The following is an 18,800-nucleotide window of genomic DNA, read 5'->3' as shown; positions in this document are numbered from 1 at the left end:
GAGTGCATCTACCGAGTGATTCGATCCAGGTCACCACGGCGGCACGGATCCCCATCGACCTGATGGGGGAGAAACTGGATTGGTATGCCCAGCAACGAAACTCGCACCCGCCCAGATGAGATCGCAGCACCGAAGCTGCTGACCGTCGTGGGCCGCAGCTACTTCCCGATCGCCTTCATGGCCCGCTTGCCCTTCGCCATGGTGGTCGTCGGGGTCCTCACCCTCGTCGTCGCCGGCCGAGACTCGCTGAGCCTCGGCGGAATCAACTCGGCCATGGTGGGTCTGGGAACAGCGATCTTCGGCTCCTTCATCGGCGCCGCCGCCGATCGCTGGGGGCAACGACGCGTGCTGCTGACCGTCGGCCTGCTCAACAGCCTCGCCCTGGTCTTCATGGCCTGGGTCGTCTTCAGCCCCCTGCCCGATGCCGTAGTGCTCATCGCAGCCTTCGCCATCGGCGCCACAGCTCCGCAGGTGGCCCCGATGTCCCGTTCTCGCCTCGTCGAGATCATCATGACCCGACTCGCCGGGTCCCGGCAGCAGAAGACCCTCAACGGCACCATGGCCTACGAATCCGCCGCCGACGAATTCGTGTTCGTCTTCGGTCCCTTCATCGTGGGTCTCCTCGCCACGACCCTCCACCCGGTCGCTCCGATCATCGGCGCAGTGATCATGACCGTGGTCTTCGTGTCTGCCTTCGCCCTCCACCCCACAGGCAGGGCCCAACACGGGCACACCTCGACACAGCCACGTTCCCAGGCTCCGGCCAAGGAGCTGTTCACATTCGGGGTCTTCGTCGTCGTCCTCGGTGTCTTCGGCATCGGGCTCGTGTTCGGGTCGACGCTGACGGCACTGACCTCGCTGACGAATGATCTCGGCCGGCCCGAGGAAGCCGGCATCATCTACGGCATCATGGGCATCGGCTCCGCCATCCTGGCTATCACCGTCGCGCTGTTCTCGCCGCGCTATGCCCTGTGGGCCAGACTGCTGTCCTTCGCACCGCTGATGCTCATCGGTGCAGTGATCATGGCGTCGTCGACCTCGATGGTCACCGTGGTCATCGCGCTTGTGCTCATGGGCTGTGCTGTCGGACCGACCTTGGTGACTCTGTTCAGTCTCGCTGCCGAACGCAGCCCGCTGGGTCGTTCGGCCACCGTCATGTCGATGGCAGGATCCGCGATCATCGTCGGTCAGTCGGTGGCATCGGCAGTCAACGGCATCCTCGCCGAGGAGGCCGGAACCTCGGCCGCGATGGCTGTCCCGATGGCGGCTTCCGCACTCGTTCTCGTGGCCGGATTGCTCAACCTCATCGTCGGAGGGAATGCCCGAAAAAGAGACCTGGTTCACTCATGATTTCCGTCTGCTGGGACGTCGCGTCCCAGCATTGAGATCGTGTGACCTGAGCAATAACGGGGAGTAGCATTGCCGGTTGTTCACAGTGAATCGCGCACCACAGTGCGCGTTTGCACGTCACAACGGAAAGCACGATATGTCAACTAGCACCTCATCGACTGAGGCCGCGCGGAACGACACCCGTTTCTTCGGGCACCCACTTCCGCTCATGCAGCTGTTCAGCCTCGAACTGTGGGAGCGGTTCTCCTACTACGGCATGAACGGCATCCTCGCCATCTACCTGTACTTCCAGGTCAGCGAGGGCGGCCTGGGCATGCCTCAGCCGACAGCCATCGGAATCGTCGGCGCCTACGGCGGTGCCGTCTTCCTCGCCACAATCCTCGGTGCGTGGATCGCGGACAGGATCCTGGGCGCAGAGAGGATCCTGTTCTACTCGGCCATCATCATCATGGTCGGCCACATCTGCCTCGCGCTCATCCCCGGGTTCGGCGGAGTCGCCGCCGGCCTCATCCTCGTCGCGCTCGGATCCGGTGGCCTCAAGGCCAACGCCTCCGCTCTCGTCGGTGAACTCTATTCAGAGAAGGACCCGCGCCGAGACGCCGGATTCACTCTCTTCTACATGGGCGTCAACATCGGCGCATTCCTCGGACCGCTCATCACCGGCCTCCTGCAGAAGGAGATCGGCTTCCACTTCGGATTCGGCGCGGCAGCAGTCGGCATGGCTCTGGGCCTCATCATCTATGCCACGGGTCGTAAGAACCTGCCGAACGAGTCGCGCGGTGCGGTCAACCCGCTGCCGGCGTCCAAGCTCTCCCTCTTCCTGCTGGCCATCGTCGTTGCGGTCGTCCTCATCGTCGTCCTGTGGTTCTCTGGGGTCGTCAACCCGGACAACCTGGACTGGTGGATCGCAGGGATCTCGGCCGGAGCTGCGGCATGCTACTTCATCGTCATGTACGTCAGCCCGCAGACGAACGCCGACGAGCGTTCACGGGTGCTCGCCTTCATTCCCTTCTTCGTCACCTGTGTCGTCTTCTGGTCGTTGTACCAGCAGATCTTCGGGACCCTGACCGCCTACTCGGACACCCAGATGAACCGAGTGGTCTTCGGCTGGGAGATGCCGATCAACTGGCTCCAGCTGATCCCACCGATCTTCGTCATCGCCTTCGCCCCGGTCTTCTCGGCGATCTGGTTCAAACTCGGCACACGGCAGATCTCGACTCCGGTCAAGGCCGGGCTCTCCCTCATCCTCATCGGCATCGCCTTCCTGCTCTTCCTCCCGTTCGCCGATGCCGGCGAACACGAGACTCCGCTGCTGTGGGTCGCATTCATCCTGCTGCTGTTCGTCTTCGCCGAACTCCTCATCTCGCCGATCGGCCTGTCCTTCTCATCGAAGGTCGCGCCCAAGGTGTTCCAATCGCAGATGATCGCCGTGTTCTTCCTCGCCTCGGGTGTGGGAACGGCACTGTCCGGTGTGCTGGGCGGATACTACTCGGCCGACAACCAGACACCGTATTGGACCTCGGTTGGCGCCGCTTCGATCGTCCTGGGTCTGCTGGCGCTGACCCTGACCAAGCCGATGCTCACGATGCTGCGCGGAATCCGCTGACGTCGCGATGATCCAACGCCCTCGCTCACGCACAGTGAGCGAGGGCGTTTCGTCTCTGCTCCCTGCGCTGCGCCAGGTTGAGCACCGGTGACTTCAGTTGAGCACCGGTGACATCAGGGGTCAGCACAGGCGCATGCGGTGCCTCACACCCCGATGAAGATGGGCAGGGCCTCAGGATGGTGAGCGTAGACGATCGTGAGGAAGACGAGCGCATCGAAGAGGAGGTGGACGGTCACCGTGTACGGCAGCGATTTCGTCTTCGTGAAGATATAGGCCTGGACCAGCGCAAACGGGATCGTCAGGACCGGGCCGATCGATCGGTAGCCCAGCTCCCACAGGAAGGAGACGAAGATGACGGTGGTGAACACGTTCGCGGTCCAGAACGCGAAGTGTTTGCGCAGCAGAGCGAACACCGTGCAGATGAAGAACAGCTCATCCCAGATGCCGACCGCATTGACTCCGAAGAAGAGGCGCACGATCTCATCCCACTCCGTGACCGGCGGCCAGTTGAGATAGACCCCGGTGCGCATGAAGTACTGAGGGAGGACGAGCCAGGCGACGACGATGACGAAGGCCAGCCACGCCCACTCCAGGCGCGACCACTTCTGCCCCCGACGCAGCGGGAAGACGATGGTGTGGTCCTTGAACCCATAGCGGGTGATCAGCCATGGCCCGATCACCACGGCGGACAGCACGACCCCCATCCGGGCGATGTTGGTCCACGAGATATCAGCTTCCACCGAGATCGAGGAGATCAGCCCGAGACAGCCGGCGATGACGCTGAGATCGCGTGCGAAATTCCGGTCGGCGATCCATGCGACGATGAGGGAAGCCACCATCGGCGCATAGCCGAAGCCCCTCAGCTCGGGGAACGAGGTCCCGACCCCGAACAGGACGAATGCCGACAGCGCCAGCAGCGCCGCGGCCAGTCCGGGCCAGGAGATGAGAGCGAATCGTCGGGTTTCTGGTTCGAGCCGAGTCGGTGTGTCCACAAGTCACACCCTAAATCACCACAGCGCGAACACGAGTGCCTCGAACGGCAACTCCTCGTAGGATCTGAAGCAGGCGAAAGGACACACGTGAACCCCGAGGACTACTGCGAGCTCATCATCTCATCGGCACCGACTGGTTCCGCGGAGTCGATTCCCACCGCGGCGGCGATCAGCAGAACCGCGGCCGAGGACGTGATCGCTGATGCCCCCATCCCCGCCTTCGCCACCTCGGCGATGGACGGTTTCGCACTCGATGCACTGGCACTGAGCAGTGTCCGGACCGGCGCGAAGGTGAGAGTCAGCGGTGATATCCCCGCCGGGGCCACGCCGGTGGAGATCGCACCGGGCACTGCCGTGCGGGTGATGACCGGAGCGCAGGTGGCCGCCACCGCCGAGGTGGTCGTGCCCGTCGAATGCACCGACGCGAAGCGTACGGGGCCGGCACCGCAGCGCATTCGCGTCTCGTCGCTGCCCGGCGGAGTCCGATCAGCCTGGAACATCAGGGCAGTGGGGGAGGACACCCTCATCGGAGACACCGTCATCCGATCAGGCGAGACGATCGGTGCTGCTGGTGTCGGAACATTGGCCATGATGGGGTGCCGGACTGTCTGCGTCCATCGGCCTCTCACCGTCGGCCTCATCGTCACCGGGGATGAGCTCGTCACCGATTCCGCCGACCCGGACCAGCCGTTCATTCACAACTCGAATCTGCCCATGCTCAGCTCAGCGATCACCGAGGCCGGGGCCCGCGCCGTCGAACGCAGCTGCGGCGACGATCCGGCGGCCTTCGTTCGGATCCTCGCCGAACTCGACGACTCAGTCGACCTGATCATCACCACCGGCGGCATCAGCGCCGGTGCTTTCGAAGTCGTCAGACAGGCCCTCGGCGGCGACCATTCGACGTTCCAACGCCTCGCCATTCGTCCGGGCGGTCCACAGGGCTACGGCCACTACGGGGAGACTCCTCTCCTGCATCTCCCGGGCACACCGACCGGAGCCTTTGTGTCCTTCCACCTCTTCGCCCGCTCCCTTCTCGAGTCGCGCCCCCTCGGATCGCGGTGGAGGAAGGCCGTCTACACCGGGCCGGAGATCATCGGCCACACGAAGGCCGTCAGCCTCATGCCGGGCCGTTTCAACACAGCCGGAGAGGTCGAGGCCGCGGACCGGTCACGACTGCGAGACTTCTCCGGCGTCGATGTCATCATCCGCGTGCCTCGAGGGCCCGGGGCCATTCGGACAGGAGAGGTCATCGCGGTCCTCGACTGCTGATGCCGACTAGACTGGGGCACATGTCAGTAAACGCTCTCGGCCCAGCGGAGACGGCACGCTATGCCCGTCAGATCCGTCTCACCGGTTTCGGTCCGCAGGCCCAATCCGCACTTCTCGGAGCCCATGTGCTCGTCATCGGAGCCGGTGGGCTCGGGGCACCGGTCCTGACCTATCTGGCAGCCGCCGGGGTCGGGCGCATCAGCATCGTCGACCCAGACACGGTGGAGCTGAGCAATCTGCATCGCCAATTCATCCACTCCGAAACACGAGTGGGCCACCGGAAGGTCGACTCCGCGAAGGAGCGGCTGAGCGAGCTGAACTCGACCCTCGACATCATCACCCACCCGGTCCTGCTGACATCGGCGAACGCACTCGAGCTCATCGGGCCGGCCGACATCGTCATCGACGGAAGTGACAACTTCGCAACCCGGTACCTGGCCAACGACGCCTGCGAGATCCTGAAGAAGCCCCTGGTCTGGGGCACGATCCTCGGCTTCGACGGGCAGGTCGCGGTCTTCGACACGAGGCAGGGAGCGACGCTGCGTGATCTCTACCCAACCGTTCCCGCTCCGGGCTCCGTGCCGGACTGTGCAACGGCTGGGGTCCTCGGAGCCCTGTGCGGAAGCATCGGTGCGGCCATGTCCATGGAGACGATCAAGGTCCTCACCGGAATCGGCACACCCCTGTACAATTCGGTCGCGATCCACAGCAGCCTCGACACCAGTTGGGAGACCATCCCTGTTCGACGTTTACCGGACCGGGAGACGATCACGGACTTGGGCAGCCACCTCGGCGACTACAGTGACGAGGTGGCTGCCGGTCATAGCGGAATCCCGGAGACCGACGCCGCAGGGGGATCGAACCCCACAGTGACCTGGCCGGATATCGTGCGCGGCACCCATCTGGTCGACATCAGAGATGATGACGAAGTCTTGGGTGGAATGGTCCCAGGGGCCCAACACGTGCCCATGGACGCCCTTCTTGACGATCCCGGACAGATTGCCGGGCATGCCAAAGTGGCGCTCTACTGCCGTTCGGGCGTGCGCTCTGCACGCACATGTGCCCGATTGCGGGCTCAGGGCATCGAGGTCAGTTCGGTCTCCGGCGGCTACCTGGCTTACCTGTCACTGCCTCGCTGAGAGTCGCTGCCGCACTGAGAGTCTCAGCCGCCGGCGAAGGGCGGGAGGACGTCGACGGTGTCGCCCTCGTGCAGCGGGGCCCGATGGTCAGTGGCTGCGATCGCATTGACGAGGAAGCTCGAGCGGGAGATGACTGTTCTGGCCTCGGCACCGACGTCCTTCGTCAGTGACTCGACCAACCCGTCGATGGTGGCCGCGGCTGCGGTGCATTCCTTGGTTCCGAAGGCCTCCCGCGCAGCGGCGAAGAAGCGGACTCTGATCTGGGGCACTTATCCTCCGATGGCGCTCATGGGACGTTGGGGCTGTTCGAAGCTGTCGGAGTCCATCCCGTGTCCGGCCAGCTTCTTCCAATGCGCACCCTTCCACAGGTTCGCGATCGCTTCGTCGTCGGCGCCGTCACGCATAGCGGTGAGCAGATCCACCTCGGTGTGGGAGAACAGGCAGGTGCGCACACGTCCTTCCGCAGTCAGACGGGTGCGCGTGCAGTCGGCGCAGAACGGCCTGGTCACCGAGGCGATGATGCCGACATCGCCGATGACGGTCTCTGGATCGTCTTTGGCAGCAACCAGGAACTTCTCCGCGGGCGCACCGTTACGGGGCGCAGAGTCGGGGGTGAGGACGAAATGGGGCTCAAGCAGAGCAAAGATGTCCGCGGCCGTGATCATGGTGCCGCGTTCCCAGGAGTGCCCGGCATCGAGGGGCATCTGTTCGATGAAGCGCAGCTTGAGACCATTCGCGAGGCACCAGCGCAGCAGGTCGGGAGCCTGATGATCGTTGACCCCGGGCAGCAGGACGGCATTGACCTTGACCGGGTCCATACCGGCGGCTTGGGCACCCTGGATCCCCTCGAGCACTCGGTTCAGGAACGGGCGACGAGTGATCGTCGCAAAGGTCTCGGGGTCGACCGTGTCGAGTGAGACATTGATGCGGTCGAGACCTGCGTCCCGCAGCTTCGCGGCACGTTTGTCGAGACCGATCGCGTTCGTCGTCAAAGCGATGTTGGGCCGCGGTTCCAGGGCGGCAACTCCGGCAATGATCTCGGTGACGTCCTTGCGGGTCAAGGGTTCACCACCGGTGAATCTGACCTGATCGACGCCGAACTTCTCCACGCTGATGCGCACGAAGCGAACGATCTCCTCGGCGGTCATCGCCGAATCCCGTGACATGAACTCCACGCCCTCTTCGGGCATGCAGTAGCTGCACCGCAGATTGCAGAAGTCCGTGAGCGAGATGCGCAGATCACGTGCCCGTCGGTCGAAGGTGTCCAGGAGCGAGTCCTCCTGGTGCGCCGTAAACTCCTCGCCCGGGTCCACTGTCGGAGTCCTCAGCATCGGTGTGGGCAGGCTGATTTTCCGCATTGTGCCATCCTCCTTGATCAACATTGTCGATATCATCGTCCCATGACTACTGCCATGATGCACCGTCGCCGTGTCTTCGAGACGATATCTCCACTCCTTGACACGCAGACCGTGCCGATCGGTGATCTACTCGACACGCCGCGCCGGCTCGCGGCCAGCGTCGCCTCACCGATCGACGTCCCCGGTTTCGACAATTCGAGCATGGACGGATATGCCGTGGCCGCTTCCACGCTGCGCAACGCCGCACAGCGGCAGGACCGAGATCCGCAGGGCAAGGCTCAGACTGTCTACGGTCCCCTCCCTGTCCGCGGCCGAGTCGCCGCCGGTGCATTCGGCGCCGAGGTGGCGGCCGGCACCGCCATCGAGATCATGACCGGAGCGCCTCTGCCTGCGGGCACGGATACCGTCATCGCCATCGAAGCCACCGACCCAGCAGAGTTCGACGCTCCGGAGATCACGATCACCCTGCCGTCCACGGATGCGGGCCCGCAGCCCGGCGCATTCGTGCGCCCGCGCGGCAGCGACGTGGCAGCCGGAACCACGGTGCTGACTGCCGGTCTGATGCTCACCCCGGCCCACCTCGGCGTCGCAGCCGCCTGCGGCATCACTGCACTTCAGGTGCGGACTCTGCCGCGTGTGCTCGTCGTGAGCACAGGCGATGAGATCACGGCCGAGGCTACCGCTGGCATCCATGATGCGAACTCTGTGACTCTGGGCGCCAGCCTGCGCCGCCTCGGCGTCGACACGAGGATCATCACCGTCCCCGATGACCCACAGGCGCTGCTCGACGCAGTCCGCGCAGCCGACTGCGATCTCGTCGTCTCCACCGGCGGAATCTCCAAAGGCGCCCACGAAGTCGTCAAGCTCGCCGCGGCACTCGACCCCGACGAGAGCATGGTCTTCGAACCCATCGCCATGCAGCCGGGAGGCCCGCAGGGGTGCGGAACCCTGGCCGGCACCGCCTGGTTGGCTCTGCCCGGCAACCCCGTCAGCGCGCTGATCAGCTTCGAGATGTTCATCCGTCCCGCACTGCTTGGCCTCACCGTCGACGAGGAGCCGCGCGAGACCGAATACCACCGACTCCTCGGCGGCCTCGACGAGGCACCGCCGAGCGGGAAGCTGCAGGTGCGGCGGGCTGTGAGGACCCCCGAGGGTCTGGCGCTGATCGGCGGATCCCGCTCGCATCTGCTCCACAACTATGCCCAGAGCACGCATCTGGTCTTCATCCCACCTGCTGATTCCGTCTCGCACGGGAATCAGCCCGCTCCCGACGCACACGATAGGCTGAAGACGTGGAAGATCACATGACACTCACGCACATCGACGACACCGGCGCCGCACATATGGTCGACGTCGGCGACAAGGACGTGACCAAACGTCGCGCCGTCGCCACCGCACTCATCACCACCCGAAGCGAGGTGATCGACATGATAGCCGAGGCGGGCCTACCCAAGGGCGACGCCTTGCCCGCGGCGCGCATCGCCGCTGTCATGGGTGCCAAGCGCACCAGTGACCTGATCCCGCTGTGCCATCCTCTGCCGCTGACCGGCGTCGATGTCGACTTCGAACTCCTCGATGACGGCGTGCGCATCACCGGTGCGGTCAAGACCGTGTCGAAGACCGGCGTCGAGATGGAGGCGCTGACCGCCGTGTCCATCGCCGCCCTGACCATCTTCGACATGATCAAGGCCGTGGACAACCAGGCGATCATCGGCGATATCAAGGTCATCGAAAAATCGGGTGGACGCAGCGGCGACTGGAGTCGTCGATCATGAGCGTCATCCACACCGACATCGTCGAAACCCCGATCAGCACCGCGGCGCTGGAGTCCGATGTCCTCAACGCCACCTGCGGCGCCGTGGTGACTTTCTCCGGCGTCATCCGAGACCATGACGAGGGCCGCGGTGTGCAGGCGCTGACATACGAATCCCATCCGGTGGCAGAAAGCCAGATCGCCGAGGTGGCCGCTGAGATCGCGGCGAAGCATCCGGCCGTGCGCTTGTCCGTCGTCCACCGCGTCGGTGCCCTCGAGATCGGTGACGTGGCCCTGGCCGCCGTCGTCGCCTCCCCACATCGTCAAGACTCGTTCTCCGCGTGCTCAGAACTCATCGACGAGGTCAAGGCCCGAGTCGCGATCTGGAAACACCAGTTCTTCGCCGACGGTGACGACGAATGGGTGGGCGCCCTCGAATGACCGAGCTGCGCATCACCGACGCGGCTCAGTTCCTCGGAGTCAGCGATGACACCATCCGCCGTTGGGTCAGCGAGGGCAGACTCACTCAGCACAAGGACACCTCCAACCGTGCTGTCGTCGACGGTCGGGATCTCGTGGCCCTGGCACAGTCGAGTACAGGTGGGCTCGAGGACCCGACAGGAGTCGTCAGCTCCGCTCGCAATCGGTTCGCTGGCCTCGTCACCGATGTGGTCATCGACGGCGTGATGGCCCAGGTGAGCCTCCAATGCGGCCCGTTCAGAGTCGTGTCGCTGATGTCGGCGGAAGCATGCCGGCAGCTTGAGCTCGAACCGGGCAGCCTCGCCACGGCCTCGGTGAAGGCGACGATGGTCTCCATCGACACAGCAGGTGCTCGCTGACATCAGATATCCGCTGACACCATCGATTTGTTCCGCGAATACTGGATTATGTTGACGTTTTTCCCGCATATGCGTGTTTAATGGAGTGATGAAGTATTTGTCTGCAGCCTGCATCGTCGCTCTGCTCTCACTCACGGCCTGTTCCGGTGGCGCCGAATCCAACTCGGATTCCGAGGAGAAGACGACCCTGACCGTCTTCGCCGCGGCCTCACTGACCGAAGTCTTCGCCGATGTTGCCGAGGAATTCTCCGCCGTCGACCCCGATGTCGATGTGAGATTCTCCTTCGCCGGTTCCTCTGACCTGGTGGCTCAGATCTCTGAAGGAGCTCCGGCGGATGTCATCGCCACCGCGGACGAGTCGACGATGGACACCCTCGCAGGTGATGACCTGCTGGCCGGCGAGCCGTCAGTCTTCGCGTCGAACACGCTGACTCTGGCCGTGCCCGACAGCAATCCCGAGAACATCGAGTCGTCACAGGATCTTCCGGGCACAGACCTCGTCATCTGCGCCCCGCAAGTTCCGTGCGGGGCGGCCACAGGGAAGTGGGCCCAGCTCAACGACGTGAGTCTTGACCCCGTCAGCGAGGAGAACTCCGTGACAGACGTCCTCGGCAAGGTCAGCGCCGGACAGGCCGACGCCGGAATCGTCTACGTCACCGACATCGCTCGTGCGGGAGGAGACGTCGACCAGGTCGAACTCGATGGCGCCGACGCAGTCATCAACAAGTACCCTGCGGCAACCGTTGACGCCAGCGAGAACAAGGACGAAGCCGATGCATTCGTGAACTTCCTGCAGTCGAAACAAGCAGCGCGACTTCTCGAAGGCGCCGGTTTCTCGACCGCTGGATGACGACCCCTCGGCGACTGCCCTTCAACGACACCGACCACAGATGAATGAACAGATATGACGAAGACGCGTAAGCGCCACGGCCACTCAACGGTACCGAGGTGGCTCTGGCTTCCCGCCGTACTCGGCATCGCCTTCCTCCTGGTCCCGATCATCGGGCTGGTGGCACGGATCGACCCCGGCCACCTCGGCGAGGTCATCCTGGCACAGGAATCACGACTGGCGATGGGACTCTCGCTGCTCACCTCCGTCATCGCGGCAGCGACCTGCGTGATCATCGGCTTCCCGCTGGGCTACCTCCTCGCGACTCGGACCTTCCGGGGACAGCGAATCGTACGCACCCTCATACTGCTTCCTCTCGTGCTGCCCCCGGTCGTCAGCGGCCTGGCGCTGCTCTACACCTGGGGGAGAAGTGCCTTCCTCGGGTCCCTACTCACCGATATGGGACTAGGTCTGGCCTACACGAGTGCGGCAGTGGTGTTCGCGCAGATCTTCGTCTCTCTGCCGTTCATGGTGATGTCGGTCGAAACGGCCGTCGCCGCCCGCGGGCAGGATTATGAGCTGGCTGCTGCGGAGCTCGGCGCGAAGCCCAACCGTGTGTTCTTCCACATCACGCTTCCGCTTCTGCGACAGGGAATCATGACCGGCGCCATCCTCTGCTTCGCCCGCGCTCTGGGGGAGTTCGGCGCGACTCTGACGTTCGCCGGATCTCTGACTGGGGTCACCCGGACGATGCCGCTGCAGATCTATCTGGTCCGCGAATCCGATCCGCAGTCGGCAATCGCATTGTCGCTGCTGCTCATCCTCATCGCACTGGGCATCATCGTCCTCGCCTACCGTTCCCCTCATGCACCCAGACTTCGCGCCCGGCGCTCGAATCCACAGCCGACGGGGCCATCTCAACCGGCGGGGGCGCCACAGCCGGCGGGGGCACCTCAGCCACCCGATCGCCTGGACACGAACGGCGGACGCGATCCGCGGGGCGGCGTCGACCCGATGTCAATGGCTGCGGTGTCGGAAACAGCTTCCGGCTCCCCGAATCCGGCGCACAGAGGCAACGGTGAGGCGAGCGCATCCACGATCCGTCTCCACGCGTGCGTGCCCGAGCGCGGTTTGGACGTCGACCTGACGATGCCGGCCGGGTCGACATCGGCGATGGTCGGACGCAACGGGGCCGGAAAATCGAGCCTGTTCCACCTCATGACCGGCGCTCTCCCAGCCGAATCGGGATCCCTGCGCATCGGCGAGGACACGATCTTCGACCTCGGGGCCGACAAGTGGCCACCGGTCCACGCCCGCGGCATCGTTCATCTTGCTCAGACCCCGCTCCTGTTCCCCCATCTGAGTGTCATCGACAATGTGGCCTTCGGACTCAGGGCCCACGGGCACCGGAGACAGGAAGCACGCACAATCGCCCTCACCATGCTGACCAGCCTGGGCGTCGGCCACTGCGCTGATCGGGGACCCGAGGCCGTCTCCGGGGGACAGGCAGCCAGGATCGCGCTGGCCCGGGCACTGGTCATCGACCCGAAGCTTCTGCTGCTCGACGAGCCGCTGGCAGCCCTCGACATCGACGTCAAGATCGCGACGAGGCGGGTGCTCGGCCGTGTCCTCGCAGGCCGCAGCGCCATCATCATCACCCATGACGTCGAGGATGTCACGGCACTGGCTGCAACCCTGGTGCACATCGACTCCGGGACCGCCGCCCGCGTGGCACCGGTGGACCAGATCGGGCAGCGAGTCGCCGAGGACGGTGGCGGCATTCCGGGCCATGATTTCCTGGCCAGCTTTTGCGCCGCCGACAGAGAAGGAATACTGTGCAGTAAGTCACAGTAGTCACATTGAACTTGCACTAAGGAGCACACCGACGTGGCAGAACTTTCCTATTCCTCAGGACCCTCCGAGACACCACTGCTGGGCCAGACCATCCCCGCCCACCTCAGCGCCACGGCAGCCGCCCATGCCGATGAACCGGCACTCGTCGATCGCCATTCCGCACGCCGGTGGACCTACGCCGAGTTCGACCGCGACACCGATGCCGTGGCCATCGGGTTGCTCGAGCGTGGAATCAAGAAGGGCGACCGGGTCGGCATCTGGGCGCAGAACGTCGCCGAATGGGCGCTGATCCAATACGCCACCGCGAAGATCGGCGCGATCCTCGTCAACGTCAACCCCGCCTACCGCAGCCACGAGCTCGAATACGTCGCCAAGCAATCGGGCATGTCGATGCTCGTCTCCCAGATCACGGCACCACCGCACTCGGACTTCCACGCCATCGCGACAGAGGTCGCAGCGAAGGTGCCGGGTCTCGAGCTGGTCTTCATCGATACGCTTCCCTCCGACCTCCTCGGCGATGCGGTCCTCGGCGAACGTGAGTCCTTCGCTCATCTGATCGAAAGCGGTCGAGACCTGCTCGACGATGAGAGCGCGAAGTACGCAGTGCGCCTGCAGAAGCTCATGGGTGAGCTGGCGATGGACGATCCGATCAACATCCAGTACACCTCGGGGACCACAGGCTTCCCCAAGGGAGTGACGCTGAGCCATCACAACATCCTCAACAACGGATTCTTCATCGGAGAGCTGCTGTCGTACTCTCCGAAGGACTCCGTCGTGCTCCCCGTGCCGTACTACCACTGCTTCGGCATGGTCATCGGGAACCTCGCGGCTCTCAGCCACGGCGCCGCCATCATCCTGCCCTCACCCGGATTCGACCCTGTGGCGAGTCTGGCCGCGGTCGCCGAGGAGAAGGCGACCGCGCTTTACGGAGTGCCCACGATGTTCATCGCCGAACTCGAACATCCTGACTTCCCGAGCTACGACCTCAGCTCGCTGCGAACCGGGGTCATGGCCGGCTCTCCCTGCCCGGTCGAGATCATGAAACGTGTCATCAACGACATGAATATGGAAGAGGTCGCCATCTGCTACGGCATGACGGAGACGTCGCCCGTGTCCATGATGACGCGCGTCGACGACAGCCTCGAGGCCCGCACCCAGACGGTCGGGCGCGTCATGCCCCACCTCGAGATCAAGATCGCCGACCCGGTCACAGGCCAGGCCGTCCCACGCGGACAGAAGGGCGAACTGTGCACCCGCGGATACGCGGTCATGCTCGGCTATTGGGAGGATCCGGAGAAGACCGCCGAGACGATCGACACGTCCCGTTGGATCCACACCGGCGACCTCGGCATCATGGACGAGGACGGCTATGTCGACATCTCTGGTCGAATCAAGGACATGGTCATCCGCGGCGGAGAGAACGTCTATCCCCGTGAGGTCGAGGAGTTCCTCTACCACCATCCGGCGATCAAGGACGTCCAAGTCGTCGGTGTTGCCGACGAGAAGTACGGGGAGGAACTCATGGCCTGGGCCATCCTCAAAGACGGCTTTGAGACTCTCACCGCCGCAGAGGTCAAGGAATTCTGCGGCGGCAAACTCGCTCATTTCAAGATTCCGCGCTATGTCGAGGTCCGCGAATCCTTCCCGATGACGGTGTCTGGCAAGATTCGCAAGATCGAACTCCGCGAAGAGGGCGAGACGATCATCCAGAATTCGACCGCCGGATGAAACATCGGGCGGCAGGGATCGCACACCGGTTGGAGAGAGGATCGCAGCGCAAGACGACTGCGCAGCTTGGGGCAGCGGGGTTGTCAGCGACCATCACCGACTGAGCAGGTTGCGCAAAAGTGGACAGGGTGGCGTCGAAGCGTGAACAACGCGGCGTCACCCTGTAATGTTCGTGACAAGGACGATGCCGCTGACAAGGAGTCGCATATGCAACCTGAGCTCAGTTCCACCCCTGTCACGGTGGTCAAGAATGCCGGCCGTGAACGGTACGAGATCTTCACCGCCGAGGATCCGGCCGAGTTCGCAGGATTCCTTGCCTACCGTGTCATCGATGAGCACACGGTCGAACTCCAGCACACCATCATCTCCGAGGGCTTCTCACGCCGCGGCTTCGCGCGCACACTGGTCACCACCGTCCTCGATGGGATCCGGGACGAGGGCGGTCGCATCGTGCCGACATGCAGCTATGTCCAGGACTATCTGGAACGATTCCCGCAGTACGCCGACCTTGTGACGCAGGCTTGAACTCACCGGCCACAGGGCTGACCACATCGGGCGGGGCAGGTCGATTCGCACCGAGCCCCAGCGGTGACCTGCACATCGGCAACATCCGGTCGGGACTGCTGGCCTATGTTCGCGCACGGCAGACGGGTCGGCGGTTCCTCTGGCGCATCGAAGACCTCGACCGGGTCCAGTCCGGTGCGGCTCAATCACAGCTCGCGGTCTTCGCCGAACTGGGCATCACACCGGATGAACCCCCGCTCGTGCAATCCGACCGACTCGAGATCTACGCCGAAGCACTCAACCGCCTGGCCGGTCAGGGTCTCGTCTACGAGTGCTACTGCTCACGCAAGGACATCCAGCAGGCGCCGTCGGCGCCGCACTCCCCACCCGGGGCGTATCCCGGAACCTGTCGGGATCTGTTCGAGTCCGAACGGGAGCGACACAGACAGCGACTCGACGAGCAGGGTCGAAGGCCCGCCCTGCGTCTGCGGACCGACAATGCCGAGGTCACGGTTCACGACCGACTATTGGGCGAGATCACAGCCCCGGTCGATGACTTGGTCCTCAGGCGCGGCGACGGAGTCTTCGCCTACAATCTCATCGTCATCGTCGATGACGGGGCCACCGGCGTCGACGAGGTGGTGCGCGGGGACGACCTGGCCACCTCGGCGCCTCGTCAAGCACATCTGGCCGAGCTGCTGGGTCTGCCGCAGCCTGGATGGCTGCACGTTCCACTGGTCGTGAATACCGACGGCAGACGGCTGGCCAAACGCGATGGTGCGGTCACCTATCAGCAGCTGCGTGCTCTGGGCTGGACACGCGATGACGTCTTCGCCTGGATGGGTGCCTCTCTCGGGTTCGCGGGGCCGAAGGACGCATGGTCATCCATCGACGACATGGTGGCAGGAGTGGACTTCGATCGTCTCCTGACTCGGGAGACCGTGTTCGTTCCGCCTGGTGGTTCGGGCGATCGATGAGTTCGGGCAACTGACAGTGGAGTCGGGTGAGCGCCTTAGGCAGCTGGGTCGAGTCGGTCGGCGATGACTCCGGCGTAGATGGATTCGAACGTGTCGAGCGTGTACTCGATGTCATGTTTGGCCACCACATCCAGCGATGCCCTGGCCATGGTGTCGCGTTCGCCATCGGGAAGCTCACAGATGTGGGTGAACCGTGCGGCCAGTTCCTCGATATCCCGTGGCGGGAACAGGAAACCGTTGACCCCGTCCCTGACGAGGTGGGGAAGTGCCACCGCATCCGCGAGGACAACAGGTTTGCGTGAGGCCAGTGCCTCCAAGGTGGCGATCGACTGGAGCTCAGCGGTTGAGGGCATGCAGAAGAACGTGCACCGCTGGTAGGCCTCCATGAGTTCTTTGTCGCCGATCTTGCCCATGACATGGATGCGGTCGGCGATGCCGAGTTCTGCGGCCAGTTCCTTGAGTGGCTCTTCTTGGTCCCCGCCACCGACGATATCGGCCTCGAGTCCGAGAGCGGGATCCGTCTTCGCGATCGCTTCGACGATGTCCGCGGCGTGCTTCTCCGAGGAGAGTCGGCCGACGAAAAGGACCCGTGGAGGTGATGAAGCCTCGTCGTCCGAGCTCGATACGGTCCGGTCGGACGCCGGCTCAGGATGTGCGGAGTCATCGTCGCGAAGATGGGCGAACCGTTCGAGGTCGATGCCGCAGGAGACTGCCCGAATTGGGGAGGAGAAGCCGTTCTGGGTCAGGAGGTCGGCCGCCAACTGCGTGGGCACCGTGATGAAGTCCGCGGACTGGAACTTCCTGCGCAGATCCCACCACGCCACCGCCGTGCCGCCGTCGAGGAACGCTTTGGGTGCCCGCACGTACGGGCGGACATTGTCAGGCATGAAATGGTTCGTGGCGACAACGGGAATGCCGCGTCTGCTCGCTTCCGAGAACGCGTAGCGACCGATGACGAAGTGAGCTTGAGTGTGCACGACGTCCGGCTGGAGTGTGTCAAGGAGTCGGGACAGCTCAGGCTTGGTCTCCCACGGCATGCAGATGGTCCATGTCGGATGCAGCGGCCAGCGATGAGAGGTCAGTCGATGTACTGTGACACCATCCTCGACGCTGACCGAGGCTTTGCCGGTCGCCGAGGGGCAGGCGACGTGGACGTCATTGCCGCGGGCCGCGAGGCCTTCGGCCAGACGTTCTGCAAATTTCGCAGCGCCATTGACCTCGGGTGCGTAGGTTTCGGTCGGGATGAGGATGCGGCGGGCTGGGGTGTGACTGTGCGCGGACAGAATTCAACTCTCCTCGGTGTCGGTCAACTGGTCTGTGCGACGAGCAGCTCGACGCTGATGTTCTCGATCTTTGACATCGGGATGATAACGCGACAATACAACGACGCCCAGACACGCGACCAATCCAGTGGCTGTGATGATGACGAGGAGCCAGACCGGCGCGGACGCCGCCTCTCCGAGGACGATCGAGCCGAGGATCACAGCACCGATGGGATCGACGACGGTGAGCCCGGCGATGACCATCTCCGGGGGACCGGCAGCATAGGCATTCTGGACGAACCAGGATCCGATCGCAGTGGCAGCGACGAGCCCGATGACATTGAGCCATGTCACCTGATCGAGCCCTGCGCGGAGCAGCTGCACGCTGACCAGGTGCGTATTCGTCGCCACACAGGCGAACAGCAGGCCTGCAGCAGTGATGAGGACGAGTTGTGGCGCATGACGGAAGAACAGCATGATGCTGAGTCCGATGAAGACGACGACTGCGGTGATCCAGACCAGTGGCATGGCGTCAGATCCCAGATGCACCTCCGTCCGGGCGGTGGTCGCAGACAGCGCGACGAAGATGGTCACTCCCACGGTGCACCACACGACGGCTTGGACGAGTCGTCGATTGACCTTGAGCCCACGATGGCGAATACCGAGCAGAACCGACACAATGAGAGAAAAGGCGCCGATGGGCTGAACGACCATGACAGGTGCCAGAGCCAGAGCGACAACGTTGCCGGCGGTGCCCAGGCCGGTGATGATCAGCCCGATCAGCCATTTCCTGTTGCTCAGCAGCTCTTTGAAATGAGCCCAGCTCAGTCCGTTGTGGGAGTCATTCTGACCTGCGACGGCTTCATGTTGGTACAGCGCTCCATAGGCCAGTGCCACCGCCGCAAGGACGGCCAGGGCGATTGCCACTATGGTCACGTGCACTTCTTCCGCTGCATGGATGGGGTGAGGAATCCCTTTGATTTTACAGTGCAGTCACCCCGCCGAGGTGGTTGTCGACCGGGTTTGTCCTGACTGTACGGATTCCACGGCGTCTGGTGGTGGGGTTAACCGGAACTGTGAGCTAAAGCACTGTTGTCCGCTTTGTCGAGGACCGTGGGTCTTTGCTAAGCTGACACAACGTGCGCAGGCAACTGCGACTTTCCTCCGTAGCTCAGTTGGCAGAGCATTCGACTGTTAATCGAAGGGTCGCTGGTTCGAGCCCAGCCGGGGGAGCAGCTCAGGCCCCGTCCAGATGGACGGGGCCTTTGTCGTGCCTCCGGGCCTGGAGCACTCGGCCGCATCGGGCTCTCGGCCGCGGCGCGGACTCCGCAAACGGGAAT

Annotated in this window: 18 protein-coding genes and 1 tRNA gene; 14 read left to right on the top strand and 5 right to left on the bottom strand. The window is 63.8% G+C overall.

Annotated elements, in window-relative coordinates:
• Positions 1 to 84: 84 nt before the first annotated feature.
• Both L0G76_RS07640 and L0G76_RS07635 read left to right on the top strand, forming a co-directional pair.
• Positions 85 to 1,350, top strand: a complete 1,266-nt coding sequence (locus L0G76_RS07640; RefSeq protein WP_304356697.1) for an MFS transporter — start codon at positions 85 to 87, stop codon at positions 1,348 to 1,350.
• A gap of 136 nt (positions 1,351 to 1,486) precedes the next feature.
• The gene (locus tag L0G76_RS07635; protein ID WP_304356696.1) at positions 1,487 to 2,956 is read left to right on the top strand and encodes a peptide MFS transporter; all 1,470 of its coding nucleotides are present in this window, start codon (positions 1,487 to 1,489) and stop codon (positions 2,954 to 2,956) included.
• 143 nt (positions 2,957 to 3,099) lie between these two features.
• Here L0G76_RS07635 and L0G76_RS07630 read toward each other — a convergent pair whose 3' ends face one another.
• A complete protein-coding gene (locus tag L0G76_RS07630; protein WP_304356695.1) occupies positions 3,100 to 3,948 on the bottom strand; it encodes a CPBP family intramembrane glutamic endopeptidase in 849 nt (282 codons plus the stop codon).
• An 87-nt stretch (positions 3,949 to 4,035) separates the two neighbouring features.
• Here L0G76_RS07630 and L0G76_RS07625 point away from each other — a divergent pair, with 87 nt between their 5' ends.
• Both L0G76_RS07625 and L0G76_RS07620 read left to right on the top strand, forming a co-directional pair.
• Complete coding sequence (locus tag L0G76_RS07625) at positions 4,036 to 5,217, top strand: molybdopterin molybdotransferase MoeA (RefSeq protein ID WP_304356694.1); 1,182 nt, start codon at positions 4,036 to 4,038, stop codon at positions 5,215 to 5,217.
• Between the two features lie 20 nt (positions 5,218 to 5,237).
• The gene (locus L0G76_RS07620) at positions 5,238 to 6,356 is read left to right on the top strand and encodes a ThiF family adenylyltransferase (protein WP_304356693.1); all 1,119 of its coding nucleotides are present in this window, start codon (positions 5,238 to 5,240) and stop codon (positions 6,354 to 6,356) included.
• A 23-nt stretch (positions 6,357 to 6,379) separates the two neighbouring features.
• On the opposite strand, the gene L0G76_RS07615 is transcribed toward L0G76_RS07620, so the two are convergent.
• Both L0G76_RS07615 and moaA read right to left on the bottom strand, forming a co-directional pair.
• A complete protein-coding gene (locus tag L0G76_RS07615; protein WP_092108522.1) occupies positions 6,380 to 6,625 on the bottom strand; it encodes a MoaD/ThiS family protein in 246 nt (81 codons plus the stop codon).
• A complete protein-coding gene (gene moaA / locus L0G76_RS07610) occupies positions 6,626 to 7,714 on the bottom strand; it encodes a GTP 3',8-cyclase MoaA (RefSeq protein ID WP_304356692.1) in 1,089 nt (362 codons plus the stop codon).
• A gap of 42 nt (positions 7,715 to 7,756) precedes the next feature.
• Between moaA and L0G76_RS07605 the strand changes: the two genes are divergently transcribed.
• From L0G76_RS07605 to gluQRS, 9 genes are all read left to right on the top strand, one after another.
• Positions 7,757 to 9,022 carry a molybdopterin molybdotransferase MoeA gene (locus tag L0G76_RS07605; RefSeq protein ID WP_304356691.1) on the top strand — a complete coding sequence of 422 codons (1,266 nt, stop codon included), beginning with the start codon at positions 7,757 to 7,759 and terminating at the stop codon, positions 9,020 to 9,022.
• A complete protein-coding gene (gene moaC, locus L0G76_RS07600; RefSeq protein ID WP_304356690.1) occupies positions 9,019 to 9,489 on the top strand; it encodes a cyclic pyranopterin monophosphate synthase MoaC in 471 nt (156 codons plus the stop codon). Before L0G76_RS07605 ends, moaC begins: the two co-directional genes overlap by 4 nt.
• Positions 9,486 to 9,908, top strand: coding sequence for a molybdenum cofactor biosynthesis protein MoaE (locus L0G76_RS07595; RefSeq protein WP_304356689.1), 423 nt, complete (start codon positions 9,486 to 9,488; stop codon positions 9,906 to 9,908). Before moaC ends, L0G76_RS07595 begins: the two co-directional genes overlap by 4 nt.
• Positions 9,905 to 10,306: a TOBE domain-containing protein gene (locus tag L0G76_RS07590; protein WP_304356688.1), complete on the top strand. Its 402-nt coding sequence runs from the start codon at positions 9,905 to 9,907 to the stop codon at positions 10,304 to 10,306. Before L0G76_RS07595 ends, L0G76_RS07590 begins: the two co-directional genes overlap by 4 nt.
• 88 nt (positions 10,307 to 10,394) lie before the next feature.
• Positions 10,395 to 11,156, top strand: coding sequence for a molybdate ABC transporter substrate-binding protein (gene modA, locus L0G76_RS07585; RefSeq protein ID WP_304356687.1), 762 nt, complete (start codon positions 10,395 to 10,397; stop codon positions 11,154 to 11,156).
• Positions 11,157 to 11,210: 54 nt separating this feature from the next.
• A complete protein-coding gene (locus L0G76_RS07580) occupies positions 11,211 to 12,989 on the top strand; it encodes an ABC transporter permease (protein ID WP_304356686.1) in 1,779 nt (592 codons plus the stop codon).
• Positions 12,990 to 13,022: 33 nt separating this feature from the next.
• Complete coding sequence (locus tag L0G76_RS07575; protein WP_304356685.1) at positions 13,023 to 14,717, top strand: AMP-binding protein; 1,695 nt, start codon at positions 13,023 to 13,025, stop codon at positions 14,715 to 14,717.
• Positions 14,718 to 14,924: 207 nt separating this feature from the next.
• Complete coding sequence (locus L0G76_RS07570) at positions 14,925 to 15,242, top strand: GNAT family N-acetyltransferase (protein WP_304356684.1); 318 nt, start codon at positions 14,925 to 14,927, stop codon at positions 15,240 to 15,242.
• Positions 15,239 to 16,198, top strand: coding sequence for a tRNA glutamyl-Q(34) synthetase GluQRS (gene gluQRS, locus L0G76_RS07565; protein ID WP_304356683.1), 960 nt, complete (start codon positions 15,239 to 15,241; stop codon positions 16,196 to 16,198). Before L0G76_RS07570 ends, gluQRS begins: the two co-directional genes overlap by 4 nt.
• 35 nt (positions 16,199 to 16,233) lie before the next feature.
• On the opposite strand, the gene L0G76_RS07560 is transcribed toward gluQRS, so the two are convergent.
• Both L0G76_RS07560 and L0G76_RS07555 read right to left on the bottom strand, forming a co-directional pair.
• Positions 16,234 to 17,442, bottom strand: a complete 1,209-nt coding sequence (locus L0G76_RS07560) for a glycosyltransferase (RefSeq protein ID WP_304356698.1) — start codon at positions 17,440 to 17,442, stop codon at positions 16,234 to 16,236.
• 42 nt (positions 17,443 to 17,484) lie between these two features.
• The gene (locus L0G76_RS07555; protein WP_304356682.1) at positions 17,485 to 18,396 is read right to left on the bottom strand and encodes a DMT family transporter; all 912 of its coding nucleotides are present in this window, start codon (positions 18,394 to 18,396) and stop codon (positions 17,485 to 17,487) included.
• Positions 18,397 to 18,620: 224 nt separating this feature from the next.
• Between L0G76_RS07555 and L0G76_RS07550 the strand changes: the two genes are divergently transcribed.
• A tRNA-Asn gene (locus tag L0G76_RS07550) sits at positions 18,621 to 18,693 on the top strand.
• The last annotated feature ends 107 nt before the right edge of the window (positions 18,694 to 18,800 follow it).

Source organism: Brevibacterium picturae (assembly GCF_030453725.1).
GTDB lineage: Bacteria > Actinomycetota > Actinomycetes > Actinomycetales > Brevibacteriaceae > Brevibacterium > Brevibacterium sandarakinum_A.
This window is presented reverse-complemented; position numbering and strand designations above follow the sequence as displayed.

Excerpts from the sequence above, each read along its gene's own strand:
- L0G76_RS07605 (WP_304356691.1), top strand. The coding sequence starts at position 7,757 with ATGACTACTGCCATGATGCACCGTCGCCGTGTCTTCGAGACGATATCT.
- modA (WP_304356687.1), top strand. The coding sequence starts at position 10,395 with ATGAAGTATTTGTCTGCAGCCTGCATCGTCGCTCTGCTCTCACTCACG.
- moaC (WP_304356690.1), top strand. The coding sequence starts at position 9,019 with ATGACACTCACGCACATCGACGACACCGGCGCCGCACATATGGTCGAC.
- L0G76_RS07620 (WP_304356693.1), top strand. The coding sequence starts at position 5,238 with ATGTCAGTAAACGCTCTCGGCCCAGCGGAGACGGCACGCTATGCCCGT.
- L0G76_RS07580 (WP_304356686.1), top strand. The coding sequence starts at position 11,211 with ATGACGAAGACGCGTAAGCGCCACGGCCACTCAACGGTACCGAGGTGG.
- moaA (WP_304356692.1), bottom strand. The coding sequence starts at position 7,714 with ATGCGGAAAATCAGCCTGCCCACACCGATGCTGAGGACTCCGACAGTG.
- L0G76_RS07640 (WP_304356697.1), top strand. The coding sequence starts at position 85 with ATGCCCAGCAACGAAACTCGCACCCGCCCAGATGAGATCGCAGCACCG.
- L0G76_RS07570 (WP_304356684.1), top strand. The coding sequence starts at position 14,925 with ATGCAACCTGAGCTCAGTTCCACCCCTGTCACGGTGGTCAAGAATGCC.
- L0G76_RS07590 (WP_304356688.1), top strand. The coding sequence starts at position 9,905 with ATGACCGAGCTGCGCATCACCGACGCGGCTCAGTTCCTCGGAGTCAGC.
- L0G76_RS07595 (WP_304356689.1), top strand. The coding sequence starts at position 9,486 with ATGAGCGTCATCCACACCGACATCGTCGAAACCCCGATCAGCACCGCG.
- L0G76_RS07635 (WP_304356696.1), top strand. The coding sequence starts at position 1,487 with ATGTCAACTAGCACCTCATCGACTGAGGCCGCGCGGAACGACACCCGT.